17 protein-coding genes are annotated in these 18,323 nt (G+C 74.4%); 12 read left to right on the top strand and 5 right to left on the bottom strand.

Features of this window, described 5'->3' with window-relative positions:
- The first annotated feature begins 5 nt into the window (after positions 1-5).
- Positions 6-1,784, top strand: coding sequence for an acetyl/propionyl/methylcrotonyl-CoA carboxylase subunit alpha (locus CUT83_RS15445; protein ID WP_101255216.1), 1,779 nt, complete (start codon positions 6-8; stop codon positions 1,782-1,784).
- Positions 1,785-1,894: 110 nt separating this feature from the next.
- On the opposite strand, the gene CUT83_RS15450 is transcribed toward CUT83_RS15445, so the two are convergent.
- Both CUT83_RS15450 and CUT83_RS15455 read right to left on the bottom strand, forming a co-directional pair.
- Complete coding sequence (locus CUT83_RS15450; RefSeq protein ID WP_101256429.1) at positions 1,895-2,935, bottom strand: DeoR/GlpR family DNA-binding transcription regulator; 1,041 nt, start codon at positions 2,933-2,935, stop codon at positions 1,895-1,897.
- Positions 2,936-3,058: 123 nt separating this feature from the next.
- Positions 3,059-4,507 (bottom strand): NAD(P)H-quinone dehydrogenase, encoded by a 1,449-nt coding sequence (locus tag CUT83_RS15455; RefSeq protein ID WP_101256451.1) that lies wholly within the window; start codon positions 4,505-4,507, stop codon positions 3,059-3,061.
- 153 nt (positions 4,508-4,660) lie between these two features.
- Here CUT83_RS15455 and CUT83_RS15460 point away from each other — a divergent pair, with 153 nt between their 5' ends.
- The 3 genes from CUT83_RS15460 (at position 4,661) to CUT83_RS15470 (ending at position 8,045) form a co-directional block, all read left to right on the top strand.
- Positions 4,661-5,098, top strand: a complete 438-nt coding sequence (locus tag CUT83_RS15460; protein WP_101256430.1) for a gamma-glutamylcyclotransferase family protein — start codon at positions 4,661-4,663, stop codon at positions 5,096-5,098.
- A gap of 209 nt (positions 5,099-5,307) precedes the next feature.
- Positions 5,308-6,129 (top strand): purine-nucleoside phosphorylase, encoded by an 822-nt coding sequence (locus tag CUT83_RS15465; protein ID WP_101256431.1) that lies wholly within the window; start codon positions 5,308-5,310, stop codon positions 6,127-6,129.
- A gap of 221 nt (positions 6,130-6,350) precedes the next feature.
- Entirely contained in the window at positions 6,351-8,045 is a 1,695-nt protein-coding gene (locus tag CUT83_RS15470; RefSeq protein WP_101256432.1) for a phospho-sugar mutase, read from the top strand.
- A gap of 50 nt (positions 8,046-8,095) precedes the next feature.
- Here the strand turns inward: CUT83_RS15470 and CUT83_RS15475 are convergent, their stop codons facing one another.
- Positions 8,096-8,722: a PH domain-containing protein gene (locus CUT83_RS15475; RefSeq protein ID WP_101256433.1), complete on the bottom strand. Its 627-nt coding sequence runs from the start codon at positions 8,720-8,722 to the stop codon at positions 8,096-8,098.
- Positions 8,723-8,823: 101 nt separating this feature from the next.
- Here CUT83_RS15475 and deoC point away from each other — a divergent pair, with 101 nt between their 5' ends.
- Genes deoC through CUT83_RS15490 form a run of 3 tightly spaced genes read left to right on the top strand, consistent with a single transcriptional unit; the run spans position 8,824 to position 12,165 of the window.
- On the top strand, positions 8,824-9,831 hold the full coding sequence (deoC, locus tag CUT83_RS15480) for a deoxyribose-phosphate aldolase (protein ID WP_240957542.1): 1,008 nt from the start codon (positions 8,824-8,826) through the stop codon (positions 9,829-9,831).
- A gap of 5 nt (positions 9,832-9,836) precedes the next feature.
- Positions 9,837-11,273, top strand: a complete 1,437-nt coding sequence (locus tag CUT83_RS15485; protein WP_101256435.1) for an aldehyde dehydrogenase family protein — start codon at positions 9,837-9,839, stop codon at positions 11,271-11,273.
- Positions 11,266-12,165, top strand: coding sequence for an aldehyde dehydrogenase family protein (locus CUT83_RS15490; protein WP_101256436.1), 900 nt, complete (start codon positions 11,266-11,268; stop codon positions 12,163-12,165). The genes CUT83_RS15485 and CUT83_RS15490 overlap by 8 nt, the downstream gene beginning before the upstream one ends.
- A 59-nt stretch (positions 12,166-12,224) precedes the next feature.
- Here CUT83_RS15490 and CUT83_RS15495 read toward each other — a convergent pair whose 3' ends face one another.
- Positions 12,225-12,692, bottom strand: a complete 468-nt coding sequence (locus CUT83_RS15495) for a hypothetical protein (protein ID WP_101256437.1) — start codon at positions 12,690-12,692, stop codon at positions 12,225-12,227.
- A gap of 77 nt (positions 12,693-12,769) precedes the next feature.
- Here CUT83_RS15495 and CUT83_RS15500 point away from each other — a divergent pair, with 77 nt between their 5' ends.
- On the top strand, positions 12,770-13,459 hold the full coding sequence (locus CUT83_RS15500) for a uridine kinase family protein (RefSeq protein ID WP_101256438.1): 690 nt from the start codon (positions 12,770-12,772) through the stop codon (positions 13,457-13,459).
- 115 nt (positions 13,460-13,574) lie between these two features.
- Here CUT83_RS15500 and CUT83_RS15505 read toward each other — a convergent pair whose 3' ends face one another.
- Positions 13,575-14,342 carry a SigE family RNA polymerase sigma factor gene (locus tag CUT83_RS15505; RefSeq protein WP_101256439.1) on the bottom strand — a complete coding sequence of 256 codons (768 nt, stop codon included), beginning with the start codon at positions 14,340-14,342 and terminating at the stop codon, positions 13,575-13,577.
- Between the two features lie 234 nt (positions 14,343-14,576).
- On the opposite strand from CUT83_RS15505, the gene afsQ1 reads away from it, so the two are divergent.
- The 4 genes from afsQ1 (at position 14,577) to CUT83_RS15525 (ending at position 18,315) form a co-directional block, all read left to right on the top strand.
- Complete coding sequence (gene afsQ1, locus CUT83_RS15510) at positions 14,577-15,254, top strand: two-component system response regulator AfsQ1 (RefSeq protein WP_173915081.1); 678 nt, start codon at positions 14,577-14,579, stop codon at positions 15,252-15,254.
- A gap of 94 nt (positions 15,255-15,348) precedes the next feature.
- On the top strand, positions 15,349-16,980 hold the full coding sequence (locus tag CUT83_RS15515; RefSeq protein WP_101256440.1) for an ATP-binding protein: 1,632 nt from the start codon (positions 15,349-15,351) through the stop codon (positions 16,978-16,980).
- The gene (locus tag CUT83_RS15520) at positions 16,977-17,633 is read left to right on the top strand and encodes a hypothetical protein (protein WP_101256441.1); all 657 of its coding nucleotides are present in this window, start codon (positions 16,977-16,979) and stop codon (positions 17,631-17,633) included. Before CUT83_RS15515 ends, CUT83_RS15520 begins: the two co-directional genes overlap by 4 nt.
- A gap of 127 nt (positions 17,634-17,760) precedes the next feature.
- Complete coding sequence (locus CUT83_RS15525; RefSeq protein ID WP_101256452.1) at positions 17,761-18,315, top strand: VanZ family protein; 555 nt, start codon at positions 17,761-17,763, stop codon at positions 18,313-18,315.
- Positions 18,316-18,323 lie beyond the last annotated feature (8 nt).

An 18,323-nucleotide genomic window follows, 5' to 3' on the forward strand; every position in this document is an offset into this window, starting at 1 on the left:
CCATCGTGCGCAAGGTGCTCATCGCCAATCGCGGTGAAATCGCTGTCCGGGTCGCCCGGGCCTGCCGGGACGCCGGGATCGCGAGCGTGGCCGTCTACGCCGACCCGGACCGGGACGCGCTCCACGTGCGGGCGGCGGACGAGGCCTTCGCGCTCGGTGGCGACACCCCCGCCACCAGCTACCTGGACATGGACAAGGTGCTCAGGGCCGCCGCCGACTCCGGCGCCGACGCGGTCCACCCCGGCTACGGCTTCCTGTCGGAGAACGCCGACTTCGCCCAGGCCGTCCTCGACGCCGGGCTGACCTGGATCGGCCCGCCTCCGCAGGCCATCCGCGACCTGGGCGACAAGGTCGCCGCCCGCCACATCGCCCAGCGCGCCGGCGCCCCGCTGGTGGCCGGCACCCCCGACCCGGTCTCCGGCGCGGACGAGGTCGTCGCCTTCGCCACCGAGCACGGCCTGCCCATCGCGATCAAGGCCGCCTTCGGCGGCGGCGGACGCGGCCTGAAGGTCGCCCGCACCCTTGAGGAGGTCCCCGAGCTGTACGACTCCGCGGTGCGCGAGGCGGTGGCCGCCTTCGGCCGCGGCGAGTGCTTCGTGGAGCGCTACCTGGACCGGCCCCGGCACGTGGAGACCCAGTGCCTGGCCGACACCCACGGCAACGTGGTGGTCGTCTCCACCCGGGACTGCTCGCTGCAGCGCCGCCACCAGAAACTGGTCGAGGAGGCCCCCGCCCCGTTCCTGACCGACGCGCAGAACGCCGAGCTGTACCGCGCCTCCAAGGCCATCCTGAAGGAGGCCGGCTACGTCGGCGCCGGCACCTGCGAGTTCCTGGTCGGCCAGGACGGCACCATCTCCTTCCTGGAGGTCAACACCCGCCTGCAGGTCGAGCACCCGGTCACCGAGGAGGTCACCGGCCTGGACCTGGTGCGCGAGATGTTCCGCATCGCCGACGGCGAACCGCTGGGCTACGACGACCCGCCGGTGCGCGGCCACTCGCTGGAGTTCCGCATCAACGGCGAGGACCCCGGCCGGGGCTTCCTGCCCGCCCCGGGCACCGTCACCCGCTTCGATCCGCCCGCCGGCCCGGGCGTGCGCCTGGACGCCGGGGTGGAGTCCGGCTCGGTCATCGGCCCGGCCTGGGACTCGCTGCTGGCCAAGCTGATCGTCACCGGCGCCACCCGGGCCCAGGCGCTGCAGCGGGCCGCCCGGGCGCTGGCGGAGTTCACCGTGGAGGGCATGGCCACCGCCCTGCCCTTCCACCGCACGGTGGTCGCCGACCCGGCCTTCGCCCCCGAGGTCAACGGCCGGCCCGCCGGCCCCTTCGAGGTCCACACCCGGTGGATCGAGACCGAGTTCGTCAACGAGATCAGCCCGTTCACCGCGCCCGGCGCGGACGCCGAGGACGACGACGAGCCCGGCCGCGAGACGGTGGTCGTCGAGGTCGGCGGCAAGCGCCTGGAGGTCTCCCTGCCCGCCGCGCTGGGCATGTCCCTGGCCCGTACCGCCGCGGCCGGCGGCGCCCGCCCCAAACGCCGCGCGGCCAGGAAGTCCGGTCCGGCCGCCTCCGGTGACGCGCTGGCCTCCCCGATGCAGGGCACCATCGTCAAGATCGCCGTCGAGGAGGGCCAGACGGTGGCCGAGGGCGAGCTGATCGTGGTGCTGGAGGCGATGAAGATGGAACAGCCCATCAACGCCCACCGCGCCGGCACCGTCAAGGGCCTGACCGCCGCCGTCGGCACCGGTGTCAGCGCCGGCGCCGTCATCTGCGAGATCAAGGACTGAACCCGAACCGGCCCGGCGCACGGAAGGGGGGTGGGACGGCCAAGGCCGTCCCACCCCCCTTCCGCCGTACACGCCGTATGCGCGTACGCGCCGCCGGCGTGCGGCCGGTCTCAGTGGCGGCGGGGCGCCAGATCCGCCACCCGGCCCAGTCCCTGGCTCTCGCCGGGAGCGATCGGCGGGGCCGCCCGCAACTGGGCGCCGCCCCCGCCGCCCGGCGGATGGTGCCGGCCGCGCTGACCCGGCAGCGGCACCTCGCGCCGCGGCCGGCCGCCCGGGCCGCCCGTGCGGCCCTCGCCCTCCGCCCCGGCCGGCCCGCCCTGACCGGGGTGTGCCACGGGCGCCGCGCCCACCGCGTCGGACGGCGTACCGGCCGCACCGGCCACCGTGATCTGGACGCCCTGGTCCGCCAGCGCCTGGAGCTCGGCCGCCGCCCGGTCCTCGTGCGGCGGTGGCTCGTCGGTCACCAGGCGGGTGATGGCCTCCGCGGGGACGGTCTGGAACATGGTGTCGACGCCCAACTTGGTGTGGTCCGCCAGGACGACCACCTCCGCGGCGGCCTGCACCAGCGCCCGGTCCACGCTCGCCGACAGCATGTTGGAGGTCGACAGGCCGCGCTCGGCCGTCAGCCCGCTGCCGGACAGGAAGGCGCGCGAGACCCGCAGCCCCTGCAGGGACTGCTCGGCGCCGCTGCCGACCAGCGCGTAGTCGGCGCCGCGCAGCGTACCGCCGGTCATCACGACCTCGACGCGGTTGGCGTGCGCCAGCGCCTGCGCCACCAGCAGGGAGTTGGTGACCACGGTCAGGCCGGGAACGCGCGCCAGGCGGCGGGCCAGTTCCTGCGTGGTCGTCCCGGCTCCGACGACGACGGCCTCGCCCTCCTCCACGAGGCCCGCGGCGGCGTCGGCGATCGCGCTCTTCTCCGCCGTCGCCAGATGCGCCTTGTGCGGGAAGCCGGACTCCCGTGAGAAGCCGCCGGGCAGCACCGCGCCGCCGTGCCGGCGGTCCAGCAGTCCTTCCGCCTCCAGCGCCCGGACATCACGACGCACGGTCACTTCGGAGGTCTGGACGACACGTGCGAGCTCACGGAGCGACACGGCTCCGTTGGCCCGCACCATTTCGAGGATCAGTTGACGACGTTCTGCAGCGAACACAGAACAGACGGTAACCCGGGCGACCGTCTGCTTTCAGCTGTTTCCGCTGAATAACGGAAATTGTTCGTAGGCAGGACCCTGCCGTGGTATACGCGGACGGCCCGGCGGAACCCGGGCCGCCGGTCAGCCGCCCTCGGCCGCCTTCCGCGTCTGGAGCTGCCGCGCCACCTCGCCGATCGAACCCGACAGGGAGGGATAGACCGTGAAGGTGTTCGCGATCTGTTCGACCGTCAGGTTGTTGTCGACCGCGATCGAGATCGGGTGGATCAGCTCGCTGGCGCGCGGCGCGACCACCACACCGCCGACCACGATCCCCGTGCCCGGCCGGCAGAACAGCTTCACGAAGCCGTCCCGCACGCCCTGCATCTTCGCCCGCGCGTTGCGCAGCAGCGGCAGCTTGACGGCGCGGGCGTCGATCCGGCCGGCGTCCACGTCGGCCTGGGTGTAGCCGACGGTGGCGATCTCCGGGTCGGTGAAGACGTTCGCCGAGACCGTCTTCAGGTCCAGCGGGGCCACCGTCTCGCCCAGGAAGTGGTACATCGCGATCCGGCCCTGCATGGCCGCGACCGAGGCGAGCGCGAACACGCCCGTGCAGTCGCCGGCCGCGTAGACGCCGGGCGCGGAGGTGCGCGAGACCCGGTCGGTGCGGATGTGGCCGGAGTCCTTCAGCGTCACCCCGGCCTCCTCCAGGCCGATGCCCGAGGTGTTGGGGACGGCGCCGACGGCCATCAGGCAGTGGCTTCCGGTGATGACCCGGCCGTCGGAGAGGGTGACCTCCACCCGGTCCCCGACGCGCTTGGCGGAGGCGGCCCGGGAGCGCGACATCACGTTCATGCCGCGGCGGCGGAAGACGTCCTCCAGGACGACCGCGGCGTCCGGGTCCTCGCCCGGCAGCACGCGGTCGCGCGAGGAGACCAGCGTCACCCGGGAGCCGAGCGCCTGGTAGGCGCCCGCGAACTCGGCGCCGGTGACGCCGGAGCCGACCACGATCAGCTCCTCGGGCTGCTCCTCCAGGTCGTAGACCTGCGTCCAGTTCAGGATGCGCTCGCCGTCGGGCCGGGCGTCGGGCAGCTCGCGCGGCTTGCCGCCGGTGGCGATGAGCACGGCGTCGGCCGTCAGCCGCTCCTCCTCGCCCCCGGCCGTCTCCACCACGACCTGCCGCGTGCCGTCGGACGCCTGGCCGGGCTCCAGCCTGCCGCGGCCGCGCAGCACGCGGGCGCCGGCGCGGGTGACGGCGGCGGTGATGTCGTGCGACTGGGCCAGCGCCAGGCGCTTCACACGCCGGTTGACCTTCCCCAGGTCCACGCCGACGACCCGGGCGGGGTTGTCGGGGTCGGGGGTGCCGTCCTCGACGATGATGCCGAGCTCCTCGTAGGAGGAGCCGAAGTTCGTCATCACCTCGGCGGTCGCGATGAGCGTCTTGGAGGGGACGCAGTCGGTCAGCACCGAGGCGCCGCCCAGACCGTCGCGGTCGACGACGGTCACTTCCGCTCCGAGCTGCGCGGCCACCAGCGCCGCCTCGTAGCCGCCGGGTCCACCACCGATGATCACGATCCGAGTCACGTACCCCAGTCTCGCACGCGCCTCCGCGGTGGCCGCCACCACCCGCCGCGGGCATGGCGGCAGCGGGCGGTGGTGGGCGGCGGCGACTGCCGCGGAGGCACGGCGGTGCGCGCCCGGGCGGTCCGCACGGGCGGCGGGGGCGGCTGCCTATACCCTCGTCGCATGTCGCTCTACGCCGCATACGCCGGAAACCTCGACGCCCGGCTGATGTCCCGCCGCGCCCCGCACTCGCCGCTGCGCGGCACCGGGTGGCTCAGCGGCTGGCGGCTGACCTTCGGCGGCGAGCACATGGGGTGGGAGGGCTCGCTGGCGACCATCGTCGAGGCCCCGAAGGCGACCGTCTTCGTCGCGCTGTACGACATCGCGCCCATGGACGAGGACTCCATGGACCGCTGGGAGGGCGTCGGCATGGACGTCTACCGCCGTATGCGGGTGCGGGTGCACACCCTGGACGGCGACGAGCCGGCCTGGTGCTACGTCCTCAACGGCTACGAGGGCGGGCTGCCCTCGGCCCGCTACCTGGGGGAGATCGCCGACGCCGCGGAGTCGGCCGGGGCGCCCCACGACTATGTGACGGAGCTGCGCAAGCGCCCCTGCTGAGGTCGGCGGGCCCCCGCCGGGCGTGCCCTCGCCGGGCGCCTCCCCGCGGGGCACCTCCCCGCGGGGCACCTCCCCGCGGGGCGAATTCCGGCCGCTTCCGTCAACTTCAGGACATTCCACCCCGCCCAGGTCCGCTTTCGGCCGCTTCCGGGACCACTCCCCGGACACCCGTCTACGCGCGTAGGCGATTACCGGCTACCCTCATCGGCGTGAACGCTTCTGCCACCACCGACTACTCCGGCGCCCCGTACGCCGCCGCCCGCACCGCGGCGGCGCGCCTGCGCGAGCTGACCGGCGCGGAGACCCACGACGTCGCCCTGGTCATGGGCTCGGGCTGGGTGCCGGCCGCCGACGCGCTCGGGGAGCCGGAACACGAGTTCCCGATCACCGACCTGCCCGGCTTCCCGCCGCCGGCGGTCGAGGGCCACGCCGGAAAGGTCCGCTCGCACCGCCTCGGCGACAAGCGTGCGCTGGTCTTCCTGGGCCGCACCCACTACTACGAGGGCCGTGGCGTCGCGTCCGTCGTCCACGGGATCCGCTCGGCCGTGGCCGCGGGCTGCAGGACCGTCGTGCTGACCAACGGCTGCGGCGGGCTGCGCCCCGGAATGCGCCCCGGCCAGCCGGTCCTCATCCGGGACCACATCAACCTCACCGGCGTCTCGCCGATCGTCGGCGCCAACTTCGTCGACCTCACCGACCTGTACTCGCCGCGGCTGCGCGCGCTGTGCCAGGAGGTGGACGCCACCCTGGAGGAGGGCGTCTACGTCCAGTTCCCCGGCCCGCACTACGAGACGCCCGCCGAGATCGGCATGGTCCGGGCGATCGGCGGAGACCTGGTGGGCATGTCCACCGTCCTGGAGGCGATCGCCGCCCGTGAGGCGGGCGCCGAGGTGCTGGGCGTCTCCCTGGTCACCAACCTCGCCGCGGGCATGACCGGCGAGCCGCTCAACCACGAGGAGGTCCTCCAGGCGGGCCGCGACTCGGCCGCCCGGATGGGCTCGCTGCTGGACAGCGTCCTGCGGCGCATCTGATCCGGCGCCGCCCGGCGGCACGGCCCCCGGACCTCCGAGCCCCGGGCCCCGGGCCCCTTCCCCGGCTCCCCGGACACGGCCCGCCCCCGGACGGCCCACCCCCGGGCGGGTCGCGCGGGGGTTCCGCGGGCGTTCCGGGTACCGGTGGACACCGAGCCCGCGCCCACCGGCGCGGGAGCGCAGCGAAGCAGGAGCGGCGTACGGCGCCGCCCACAGGCGAGATGCGAGAGGCGGAAGAGACCGTGGCAACCGTGCACGAGGACCTGACCGCGCAGGCGCGGTCCTGGCTGGCCGAGGACCCCGACCCGCAGACCCGTGCGGAACTGGCCGCCCTCATCGAGGCCGGCGACCTGGAGGAACTGGAGGACCGTTTCTCGGGCACCCTCCGGTTCGGCACCGCCGGACTGCGCGGGGAGCTGGGCGCCGGCCCGATGCGGATGAACCGCGCGGTCGTCATCCGCGCGGCCGCCGGGCTCGCGGCCCACCTGCGCGGCCGCGGACACGACGGCGGCCTGGTGGTCGTCGGCTACGACGCCCGCCACCGCAGCGAGGACTTCGCGCGCGACACCGCCGCCGTGATGACCGGCGCCGGCCTGCGGGCGGCCCTGCTGCCCCGCCCCCTGCCCACGCCCGTACTGGCCTTCGCCGTCCGGCACCTGGACGCCGTCGCGGGCGTCACCGTCACCGCCAGCCACAACCCGCCGCGCGACAACGGCTACAAGGTCTACCTCGGCGGGGGCGCCCAGATCGTGCCGCCCGCCGACGGGGAGATCGCCGACGAGATCGCCTCCATCGGCTCCCTCGCGGACGTGCCGCGCGCCGAGTCCGGCTGGGAGGTGCTCGGCGAGGAGGTCGTGGACGCCTATCTGGAGCGCGCGGCCGGCGTCCTCACCCCCGGCGGGTCCCGGAACGTGAAGGTGGTCCACACCTCGCTGCACGGCGTGGGCGGCGCCACGGTCGCCGCCGCCTTCGAGCGCGCGGGCTTCCCCGCCCCGGTGCCGGTGGCCGAGCAGGCCGAGCCCGACCCGGACTTCCCCACCGTCGCCTTCCCCAACCCGGAGGAGCCCGGGGCGATGGACCTGGCCTTCGCCGCGGCCCGCGAGCACCGGCCGGATCTGGTGATCGCCAACGACCCCGACGCCGACCGCTGCGCGGTGGCCGTCCCCGACCCGGAGGCGGACGCGGGCTGGCGGATGCTGCGCGGCGACGAGGTGGGGGCGCTGCTGGCCACCCATCTGGTGCACAAGCGGGCGCGGGGGGCCTTCGCCACCACGATCGTCTCCTCCTCCCTGCTGTCGCGCATCGCACAGGCGGCGGGCCTGCCGTACACCGAGACGCTGACCGGCTTCAAGTGGCTGGCCCGCACCGACGGGCTGCGCTACGCCTACGAGGAGGCGCTGGGCTACTGCGTCGACCCCGAGGGCGTGCGCGACAAGGACGGCGTCACGGCGGCGCTGCTCGTCGCGGAGCTGGCCGCCGAGCTGAAGGAGAGCGGGCGCTCCCTGACCGAGCTGCTGGACGACATCGCGGTGGAGTACGGGCTGCACGCCACCGACCAGCTCTCGGTGCGGGTGGAGGACCTGTCCGTGATCGCCGGTGCGATGCGCCGGCTGCGCCAGGCGCCGCCGGCCCTGCTGGCCGGTCTGACGGTGACCTCGGCCGAGGACCTGAGCCGGGGGAGCGAGGCCCTGCCGCCGACCGACGGCCTGCGCTACCGGCTGGCGGGCGACCCCCGGCAGCGGGTGGCCGGCGCCCGGATCGTCGTCCGCCCCAGCGGCACGGAGCCGAAGCTGAAGTGCTACCTGGAGGTGGTCGTCTCCGTGGCGGACGTCTCGGACCTGGCCGCGGCCCGCGCCACGGCGAAGGGGATGCTGGGCGCCCTCAGGACGGACCTCGCCGCCGCCGCGGGGATCTGACACGTCTGCGTCTGCGTCCCCGGGCGCGCCCGGGGACGCAGACGCAGACGTCAGCCCAGGAACAGCAGGAACAGCACGGCCGCCCCGCCGGCCACCGCCGGGACGAGGACCTCGTAGGCCCAGCGGACGCTCGGGGCGCCCTGCGCCCCCTCGTCGGAGGAGTGACGCTCGGCCAGGGTGCGGATCTCGTCGATCGCCTGGTCCGCCTGGGCCCGGTAGCCGCCGGCGCCGGACAGTTCCGGGGCGAACACCGCTCCGGGGCCCGACAGGTTCGCCGAGGAGCCGCCGCCCCCCTGGCTCTGCCGCAGCGCCTTCTTGCGCTGGCGCAGCGAGACCGGGATCGCCCACATCTGGTACTTGCCGTCGCCCGCGAAGACCTCGGCGGAGTACGCCGCCCGTACGCCCTCGACCGACGCCCACGGCAGCGTGATCGTGCGGAAGGGGTTGCGCACCCGCAGCCGCTCGCGCCCCGCGTACACGGCGGGCCGCAGGGAGAAGGCGAAGATCAGCGGCACGAGCGCCAGCAGCGCGGCCAGCGAGAGCCACCGGGTGCGGCCCTCGCCGCTGACGATCCCGTCGGCGGCGAGCAGCACGACGAGCGCCAGCAGCAGCGTGCCCCCCACCATCCCCATGGTCGAGCGGTAGGTGTGGTCCGCGTACCCGGTCTGCTCACTCATGCCTCCGATTCTGCCCGACCGCGCCACGCGGGTGTCCGGCCGGGATGTGCGGGAGGGGGATGACAGTTTGCTACGCGCGTAGATATGCTCCTCTGGTGACCATGCCTGCCTCGTCTCCCACCGCACCCGCCGCACCGCCTCCCGCCACGCCCCCCGCACTGGCGGACGCGACCGCCTCCGACGCCGCGCTGCGCCGTTTCCTGCACGGCCTGCCCGGGGTCGACGCGGTCGGCCTGGAAGCCCGCGCGGCCCAGCTCGGCACCCGTTCGATCAAAACCACGTCGAAGGCCTACGCCATCGACCTCGCCATCTCGATGATCGACCTGACGACCCTGGAGGGCGCCGACACCCCGGGCAAGGTCCGGGCGCTGTGCACCAAGGGCGTCAACCCCGACCCCACCGACCGCACCGTGCCGAAGGTCGCCGCGATCTGCGTCTACCCGGACATGGTGGCCACCGCCCGGCAGGCCCTGGACTCCGGCGGCGGGCAGGACGTCAAGGTCGCCTCCGTGGCCACCGCCTTCCCCTCCGGCCGCGCCGAGCTGGACGTGAAGCTGGCGGACACCCGCGACGCGGTGGCGGCCGGCGCCGACGAGATCGACATGGTGATCGACCGGGGCGCCTTCCTCTCCGGCCGCTACATGAAGGTCTTCGAGGAGATCCGGGCCGTGAAGCAGGCCTGCGCCCGCCCCGGCGGCGAGGACGCGCACCTGAAGGTGATCTTCGAGAACGGCGAGCTGTCCACCTACGACAACATCCGCCGCGCCTCCTGGCTGGCGATGCTCGCCGGGGCCGACGTCATCAAGACCTCCACCGGCAAGGTCACGGTCAACGCCACCCCGGCGAACACCCTGGTGATGCTGGAGGCCGTCCGCGACTTCCGCGCCGCGACGGGGACGCAGATCGGGGTCAAGCCCGCGGGCGGCATCCGCACGGCCAAGGACTCGATCAAGTACCTGGTGATGGTGAACGAGGTCCTCGGCGACGACTGGCTGCACCCCGACTGGTTCCGCTTCGGCGCCTCCAGTCTCCTCAACGACCTGCTGATGCAGCGCCAGAAGCTGACCACCGGGCGCTACTCCGGCCCCGACTACGTGACGGTGGACTGATCACGATGAGCCCCATGTTCGAGTACGCACCCGCGCCCGAGTCCCGCGCCGTGGTGGACATCGCGCCCTCCTACGGGCTGTTCGTCGACGGCGAGTTCCGCGAGGCCGCGGGCGGCAGGTCCTTCAAGACCGTCTCGCCGTCCACCGAGGAGGTCCTGACCGAGGTCGCCCACGCCGGCGCCGAGGACGTGGACGCCGCCGTGGCCGCCGCCCGCCGCGCCTTCGCCTCCTGGTCGGCGCTGCCCGGCGCCGAGCGTGCCAAGTACCTGTTCCGCATCGCCCGGATCATCCAGGAGCGCTCGCGCGAGCTGGCCGTCCTGGAGACCCTGGACAACGGCAAGCCGATCCGCGAGACCCGCGACGCCGATCTGCCGCTGGTCGCCGCGCACTTCTTCTACCACGCGGGCTGGGCCGACAAGCTGGCTCACGCCGGCTACGGGCCCGACCCGCGCCCGCTGGGCGTGGCCGCCCAGGTCATCCCGTGGAACTTCCCGCTGCTGATGCTGGCCTGGAAGGTCGCCCCGGCGCTGGCCTGCGGCAACACCGTGGTCCTCAAGCCCGCCGAGACCACCCCGCTGTCGGCGCTGTTCTTCGCGGACGTCTGCCGCCGGGCGGGGCTGCCGAAGGGGGTCGTCAACATCCTCACCGGCGACGGCTCCACGGGAGCGGCGCTGGTGGCGCACGAGGGCGTCGACAAGGTCGCCTTCACCGGTTCCACGGCCGTGGGCAAGCAGATCGCGCGCACGGTCGCCGGAAGCAGCAAGAAGCTCACCCTGGAGCTCGGCGGCAAGGGCGCCAACATCGTCTTCGACGACGCGCCGATCGACCAGGCCGTCGAGGGCATCGTGAACGGCATCTACTTCAACCAGGGCCAGGTGTGCTGCGCGGGCTCGCGCCTGCTGGTCCAGGAGTCGGTGCAGGAGGAGCTGCTGGAGGCGCTGCGGCGCAGGCTGTCCACCCTGCGGGTGGGCGACCCGCTGGACAAGAACACCGACGTCGGCGCGATCAACTCCGCCGAGCAGCTCGCCCGCATCACCGAACTCGCCGACAGCGGCGAGGCCGAGGGCGCCGAGCGCTGGTCCCCGGCGTGCGAACTGCCCGAGCGGGGCTTCTGGTTCGCGCCGACGGTCTTCACGAACGTCACCCAGGCCCACCGGATCGCCCGCGAGGAGATCTTCGGCCCCGTGCTGTCGGTGCTGAGCTTCCGCACCCCGGACGAGGCGGTGGCCAAGGCGAACAACTCGCAGTACGGCCTGTCCGCGGGCGTGTGGACGGAGAAGGGCTCGCGCATCCTGGCGATGGCGAACAGGCTCCGGGCCGGCGTGGTGTGGGCCAACACGTTCAACAAGTTCGACCCGACCTCGCCGTTCGGCGGCTACAGGGAGTCGGGCTTCGGCCGCGAGGGCGGCCGTCACGGTCTGGAGGCGTACCTCGATGTCTGAGCAGTCCGGCAACTCCGGGGGCGCCGCGCGCACGCGCCTGGGCGTCCTGAAGACCTACAAGCTGTTCGTCGGGGGCAAGTTCCCCCGGTCCGAGAGCGGACGGGTGTACGAGGTGACCGACACACGCGGCAACTGGCTGGCCAACGCCCCGCTCGCCTCCCGCAAGGACGCCCGGGACGCGGTGGTCGCGGCCCGCAAGGCGTTCGGCGGTTGGTCGGGGGCGACCGCCTACAACCGCGGCCAGATCCTCTACCGGATCGCCGAGATGCTGGAGGGCCGCCGCGAGCAGTTCGCCGCCGAGGTGGCCGCCGCCGAGGGCCTGTCGAGGGCGAAGGCCGCGGCCCGGGTGGACGCCGCGATCGACCGCTGGGTGTGGTACGCGGGCTGGTCCGACAAGATCACCCAGGTCGCGGGCGGGGCGAACCCCGTCGCCGGCCCGTACTTCAACCTCTCCACCCCGGAGCCGACCGGTGTGGTCGCCGTACTGGCCCCGCAGGAGTCCTCCCTCCTGGGCCTGGTCTCGGTGCTCGCCCCGGTGATCGTCGGCGGCAACACGGCCGTCGTCGTGGCGAGCGAGCGCGCGCCGCTGCCGGCCCTGTCCCTGGCCGAGGTGCTGGCCACCTCCGACCTGCCCGGCGGGGTGGTCAACATGCTGTCCGGCCGGACCGCCGAGATCGCGACCCCGCTCGCCGCCCACAGCGACGTCAACGCCATCGATCTGACGGGCGCGGACACGGATCTGGCCAGGGAGCTGGAGACGGCCGCCGCGGACAACCTCAAGCGGGTGCTGCGTCCGGCGGACGCGACCTCCGACTGGTCCGCCGACCCGGGCACCAGGCGGATGCTGGCCTTCACCGAGACCAAGACCGTCTGGCACCCCGTCGGCGTCTGACGGGCCGTCCGGCCGGGGCGGCCCTCCGCTCAGGAGAGCCGCCCCGGCCGGGCTCCCGCTCAGCCGGGCAGCAGACCCGCCACCGGACCCGTCACCGGCAGGGTGCGGATCGTGCCCCCCTCGCTGACCGGCCCCGTGACGGCCCCGGTGCTCACCGGTTGGAAGTCGGCGACCTGGGTGCCGACCGTGTTGTCCAGCGGATCGACGCCCGTGCCCGCCAGCGGATCGATCCGCGCGTCCTTGACCGGGCGCACCGCACCGGCCGTCGCGTGCTCGGTGGCCCCCACGCCCTCGGCCAGACCGTTCAGGCTCGACCCGAGCGAGTCCGGCGAGAGCGCCGACGTCAGGCCCGACAGCTGTACGGGCGCCCCGGCGCCCTGTCCGGGGGCCGCGGCCGCCGTTCCCGCGCCCGAAGCCACCGCGGCCCCGACCGCGGAGACGGTCAACCCGGCCCGCAGCAGGGCACGCCGGACGCCGCTGCTCCCCGCTTGCCTCTCCCGTGCGTGACGGCGGCGCTGAGCGGTCATCGGTACACCTACCAAGAGAACTCGAAGACTGTGTCCGTACGGTCACGCAGCGTATACGAGCCGGGCGTCACACGCACATGCGTACCGGGCTCCCTGTGGATGGCCGACAATGGTCTTCCGTGAGCTCCCACGACACCGCCCGCGTGATCCTGCTGACCGGTCCCTCGGGCTCCGGCAAGTCCTCGCTCGCCGCCCGCACCGGGCTGCCCGTACTGCGCCTGGACGACTTCTACAAGGAGGCCGGCGACCCGTCCCTGCCCCGGCTCGCCGGCGGCGACCGGGTGGACTGGGACCACCCCGGCTCCTGGGACGCCGACGCGGCGGTGACGGCGATCGCGGCCCTGTGCGGGAGCGGCCGGACCACCGTCCCGGTGTACGACATCTCCACGAGCTCCCGGACCGGCGAGGACGCACTGGACCTGCACGGCGCGCGCCTGTTCGTCGCCGAGGGGATATTCGCCGCCGAGATCGCCGCGCGCTGTCTCGAACTGGGCCTGCTGGCCGATGCGTTGTGCCTGCGCGGGCGCCCCTCCACCACCTTCCGGCGGCGGCTGCTGCGCGATGTGCGCGAGGGCCGCAAGTCGCTGCCCGTCCTGGTGCGCCGCGGCTGGGCGCTGATGCGCGCCGAGGGCGGAATCGTCGCGCGCCATGTCGCCCTGGGCGCCCACGCCTGCGGCCGGGACGAGGCACTGGCGCGGGTTGAGGCGCTCGGCGCACCCGGGAGGCGTACGCGCGGAAGCGAGCGCCCGGGGGTCGTGCACGCATGAGAGCGGGCCCGGCCGGACCCCCGGCCGACCCGGCCCGCTCCCGGAGCACCCCCGTGCTCTCCCCCGTGTCCCCCCGCTTCTCCCCCGTTCCCCCGTCTCCCCCGGCCCCGGTGCGTCAGGCGACCAGCTCGCCGAAGCTCTCCTCCAGATCGCGCCCGAAGCTCAGCGTCTCGTCGCCGCGCAGCCGGCGCAGGGAGCGCCAGATGCTGCTCTTGACCGTGCCGACGCTGATGTTCAGGATGTCCGCGATCTCCGGGTCGGTGCGGCCCTCGTAGTAGCGCAGGACCAGCATCGTGCGCTGGAGTTCGGGCAGTCGCGCCAGCGCCTGCCACAGCACCGCGCGCAGTTCGGTGCCGCGCATCGCGTCGCTCTCGCCGGCCGACTCGGGCAGTTCCTCGGTCGGGTACTCGTTGAGCTTGCGGCGGCGCCAGGCGCTGATGTGCAGGTTCGTCATGGTGCGGCGCAGATATCCGCCGACCGCGGCCTTGTCGGTGATCCGGTCCCAGGCGCGGTAGGTGGAGAACAGCGCGCTCTGCAGCAGGTCCTCGGCCTCGTGGCGGTCTCCCGTGAGGTGGTACGCGGTGGCGTACAGGGAGGCGCGGCGCTCGCGGACGTAGGCGGTGAACTCCGCCTCCGTCACACCCCCCCGGCGCCGCTCCCCCGAAGCCTCCCCGTGCGTTTCCTCCCCCCGGTTCGCCCCGGCCTGCTCCCCCCCGGCCGGCTCGGGCGCGGCGGCGATGTGCGCCGGCCGCCGCCGGCCGGTGCCGCGGTCGCACCCTCCCCCCGCGGCGCCGGACCTCCCCCCGGTCTGCGCCGGAACCACGGGAGTGCGCAGACGCGTGTGGATAACCGCGCTGGTGATGTTGCGGTGCAGTGTGTTCATCTCGCGCCCCCCTTTGTGGAACCGGTCCGTGTCCTCGGTCCGTGTCCTCGGTCCGTGCCGAGTACGCCGTGTACACCGAATACGCCCAATACACTGCCGGGGCAGTTTCATCGCCGGGTCCGCCGTCTGTCACAGGGGTGTCACAGAGGCGGGGCGGACCGTGACCCGCCCGTGTTCGCGCTCCGTTCACCGGCCGGTCGAAGTGCGGGCACCGGATGGGCCAGAATGGCGCGCGTGCCTTTCCTGTTGCTGATCGAGGACGACGAGGCCGTCCGTACGGCCCTGGAGATGGGGCTGACCCGGCAGGGCCACCGCGTGGTGACCGCTGCCTCGGGCGAGGACGGCCTCAAGCTGCTGCGCGAACAGAGGCCCGACCTGATCGTGCTGGACGTGATGCTGCCCGGCATCGACGGTTTCGAGGTGTGCCGCCGCATCCGGCGCACCGACCAGCTGCCGATCATCCTGCTGACCGCGCGCAGCGACGACATCGACGTCGTGGTCGGCCTGGAGTCCGGCGCGGACGACTACGTGGTCAAGCCGGTGCAGGGACGGGTGCTGGACGCCCGCATCCGCGCGGTGATGCGGCGCGGCGAGCGGGAGGCGAACGACTCGGCGACCTTCGGCGCGCTGGTCATCGACCGCTCGGCGATGACGGTGACCAAGAACGGCAGGGACCTCCAGCTCACCCCGACCGAGCTGCGGCTGCTGCTGGAGCTGAGCCGCCGCCCCGGGCAGGCGCTGTCCCGGCAGCAGTTGCTGCGGCTGGTGTGGGAGCACGACTACCTCGGCGACTCCCGGCTGGTCGACGCGTGCGTCCAGCGGCTGCGCGCCAAGGTCGAGGACGTCCCCTCCTCGCCGACGCTGATCCGCACGGTGCGCGGCGTCGGCTACCGGCTGGACCCCCCGGCGTGACGGGCGCGTACGAGGCCGGCGGGGGTCCGGCGCCGATACCCGCTCCCACGCCCGCGTTCGCGCCCCGGCGCGGCCGGACCCGCCGGGAGGCGCCGTGAGCGGCTCCCTGGGCAGGATCACCGGGTCGCTGCGGCTGACGAGTCTGCGGCTGCGACTGGTGGTGGTCTTCGCGCTGGTCGCGCTGACCGCCGCGGTGGCCGTCTCCGGCATCGCGTACTGGATCAACCGCGACGCCGTCCTGACCCGGGCGCAGAACGCCGCGCTCAACGACTTCCGCGAGTCGCTGGGCGACAACGCCGGGTCCCTCCCCCGCCGGCCGGCCTGCGACGCGCTGCGGGAGACGGCCGGCACCATGGCCAACAGCACCCAGCGGTACGAGGTGGTGCTGATCGGGGAGCAGGCCGGCGGCTCGCGCTGCGAGGCCGCCTCCGACCCGCGGTTCACCCTGGAGGACGTGCCCGGGACGCTACGCTCGGCGGTCGCCGAGAAGCGTCCGCTCGACGCCGTCAACAAGGCCCCGTACCACCTGTACTGGCAGCGGATCACGGTGGGCGGCGAACCGTATCTGGTGGGCGGTGCGACCGTGATCGGCGGCGGACCGACGGGGTACATGTTCAAGTCGCTCGCCCCCGAGCGGGACGACCTCAGCTCCCTGGCCTGGTCGCTGGGGATCGCCACCGCGCTGGCCCTGGTCGGCTCCGCCCTGCTGGCGCAGGCCGCCGCCACCACGGTGCTGCGGCCCGTGCAGCGGCTGGGCGAGGCGGCGCGGAGGCTGGGCGAGGGGCGGCTGGAGACCCGGCTGAGGGTGTCGGGGAAGGATGAACTGGCCGAGCTGTCCAGGACGTTCAACCGCACCGCCGAGGCGCTGGAGCACCGGGTGGCCGAACTGAGCGCCCGCGAGGAGTCCAGCCGCCGCTTCGTGGCGGACATGTCGCACGAGCTGCGCACGCCGCTGACCGCGATCACCGCCGTCACCGAGGTCCTGGAGGACGAGATCGACTCGCTCGACCCGATGATCGCGCCCGCGGTCACCCTGGTCGTCAGCGAGACCCGGCGGCTGAACGACCTGGTGGAGAACCTGATGGAGGTCACCCGCTTCGACGCGGGGACGGCCCGCCTGGTGCTCGACGACGTCGACGTCGCGGATCAGGTGACCGCCTGCGTCGACGCCCGGGCCTGGCTGGACGCGGTCGAGCTGGACGCCGACCGCGGCATCACCGCGCGGCTCGACCCGCGCCGTCTGGACGTGATCCTGGCCAACCTGATCGGCAACGCCCTCAAGCACGGCGGCTCCCCGGTGCGGGTGTCGGTGCACACCCGCGAGGGCTCGGCGGGGGAGGAGGGGCCGGACGAAGGACCGGGCGAGGGGCCGGACGAGGACGAGCTGGTCATCCGGGTCGCCGACCGCGGCCCCGGCATCCCCGAGGAGGTGCTGCCGCACGTCTTCGACCGCTTCTACAAGGCCAGCGCCTCCCGCCCCCGCTCCGAGGGCAGCGGGCTCGGGCTGTCGATCGCCATGGAGAACGCCCACATCCACGGCGGTTCCATCACCGCCGAGAACGCGCCCGAGGGGGGCGCGGTCTTCACCCTGCGGCTGCCGCGCGACGCCAGCCGCCTCGCACCGGAGCAGGACCGGGACTCGGACACGGGCGCGGACACGGGCCGGGAGGCGGACACCGCCCCGGGCGCGGACGGCGGCGGCGCACACCGGGAGGACGGACGATGAGCACCACACGCCGTACGGCCCCCGTCCTCCGCGCGAGCGCCGCGGCCCTGGCCGCGCTCGCGCTCGGCGGATGCGGCATACGCTCCACGCCGGTGCCGGTGGACGCCGGTCCGGCGCCGTCACGGGCCTCGTGCGCGGCCCCCGCCGCCGAGGAGGAGCGCGGTCCCGGCGGCGGGAGCGTCCGGGCGGACGTCTTCCTGGTCTGCGGCGGCGCCGTCTCGGCGGTGGAGCGCACCGTGGCGCCGGGCGGCCCGGAGCAAGGCCCGGGGCCGGGCCCGGAATCCGGCCCGGACACCCGGCTGGAGACGGCCCGCGAGCTGCTGAAGGAGCTGCGGGAGAACCCGTCCCGGGCCGAGCGGGAGGCGGGCTTCGGCAGCTCCGTCCCCGGGGATCTGGAGGTCACCGGACCCGGGGACGGCGACCCCGGGGGGACGCTGCGGCTGAGCCGGGACCCCGGCGGGCTGCCGTCCTTCGCGCTGGCCCAGATCGTCTGCACCCTCACGGGCACGGCCGCCGCCGGCCGGGACGGCTCGGTGGTGCTCGGCGGCCCGGTACGGGACGGCGGCGGGGAGCCGCCGCTGCGCTACTCCTGCACCGACGCGCTGCGCGGCAGTCCCGAGGCGGCGAAGACGGCGGGCACCCCGCTCCCGTAGGGGCCGGGCGCCCGATGTACCCGCGTCCGCGCCCGCTGTCCGATGTCCGGTGTCCGGTGTCCGCGCCGCGCACCGGCGCGCCCGAAGGGGCGGAACCGCAGCGCGCGCCGTGTGCGTCTTCGCCGCCGTGCAGCGTCATCACCCCGGCGGCTCCGCCGCCCACCGCATCCGTGCAGCGGGGCTCGTACTCCTCGGCTGCCACCTGCTGTTCGTCGGCTGGCTGACGCTGCGGCCCCTGTCCGTCCCCTGGGTCTCCCCCGCCAACCTGCGGCCCTTCGCCTCGATCCACGCCGATCTGGCGGACGGCCCCCGGGCCGCGCTGGAGGGCATCGGCGGCGGGCTGGCCCTGCTGGCCCCGCTGGGGGTGCTGCTGCCGATGGCGGCGGGCCGGGCGGCGTCGCGGCTGGGCTCGTGGACGCGTACGGTCTTCGCCGCGGCGATGATCTCGCTCGGCATCGAGCTGGTGCAGCCCGCGGTGCCGGGGCAGGTGGCGGACGTGGACGCGCTGCTGCTCAACACCACGGGTGTGGCCCTGGTCCATCTGCTGTGCTACCCGGCGCTGCGCGCCCGGCTGCGCGCGGCGGCCCGGCAGGACGGCTCCGGCGCCCGGCGGCCGGGGTCCCCCGGGAAGGGGAATCAGGGTGCGCCCCCGAGGACTCCCAGGGTCGGAATCGCACCCTAGAGGGACGC

It is taken from the genome of Streptomyces barkulensis (assembly GCF_002843305.1).
GTDB classification, from domain to species: domain Bacteria; phylum Actinomycetota; class Actinomycetes; order Streptomycetales; family Streptomycetaceae; genus Streptomyces; species Streptomyces barkulensis.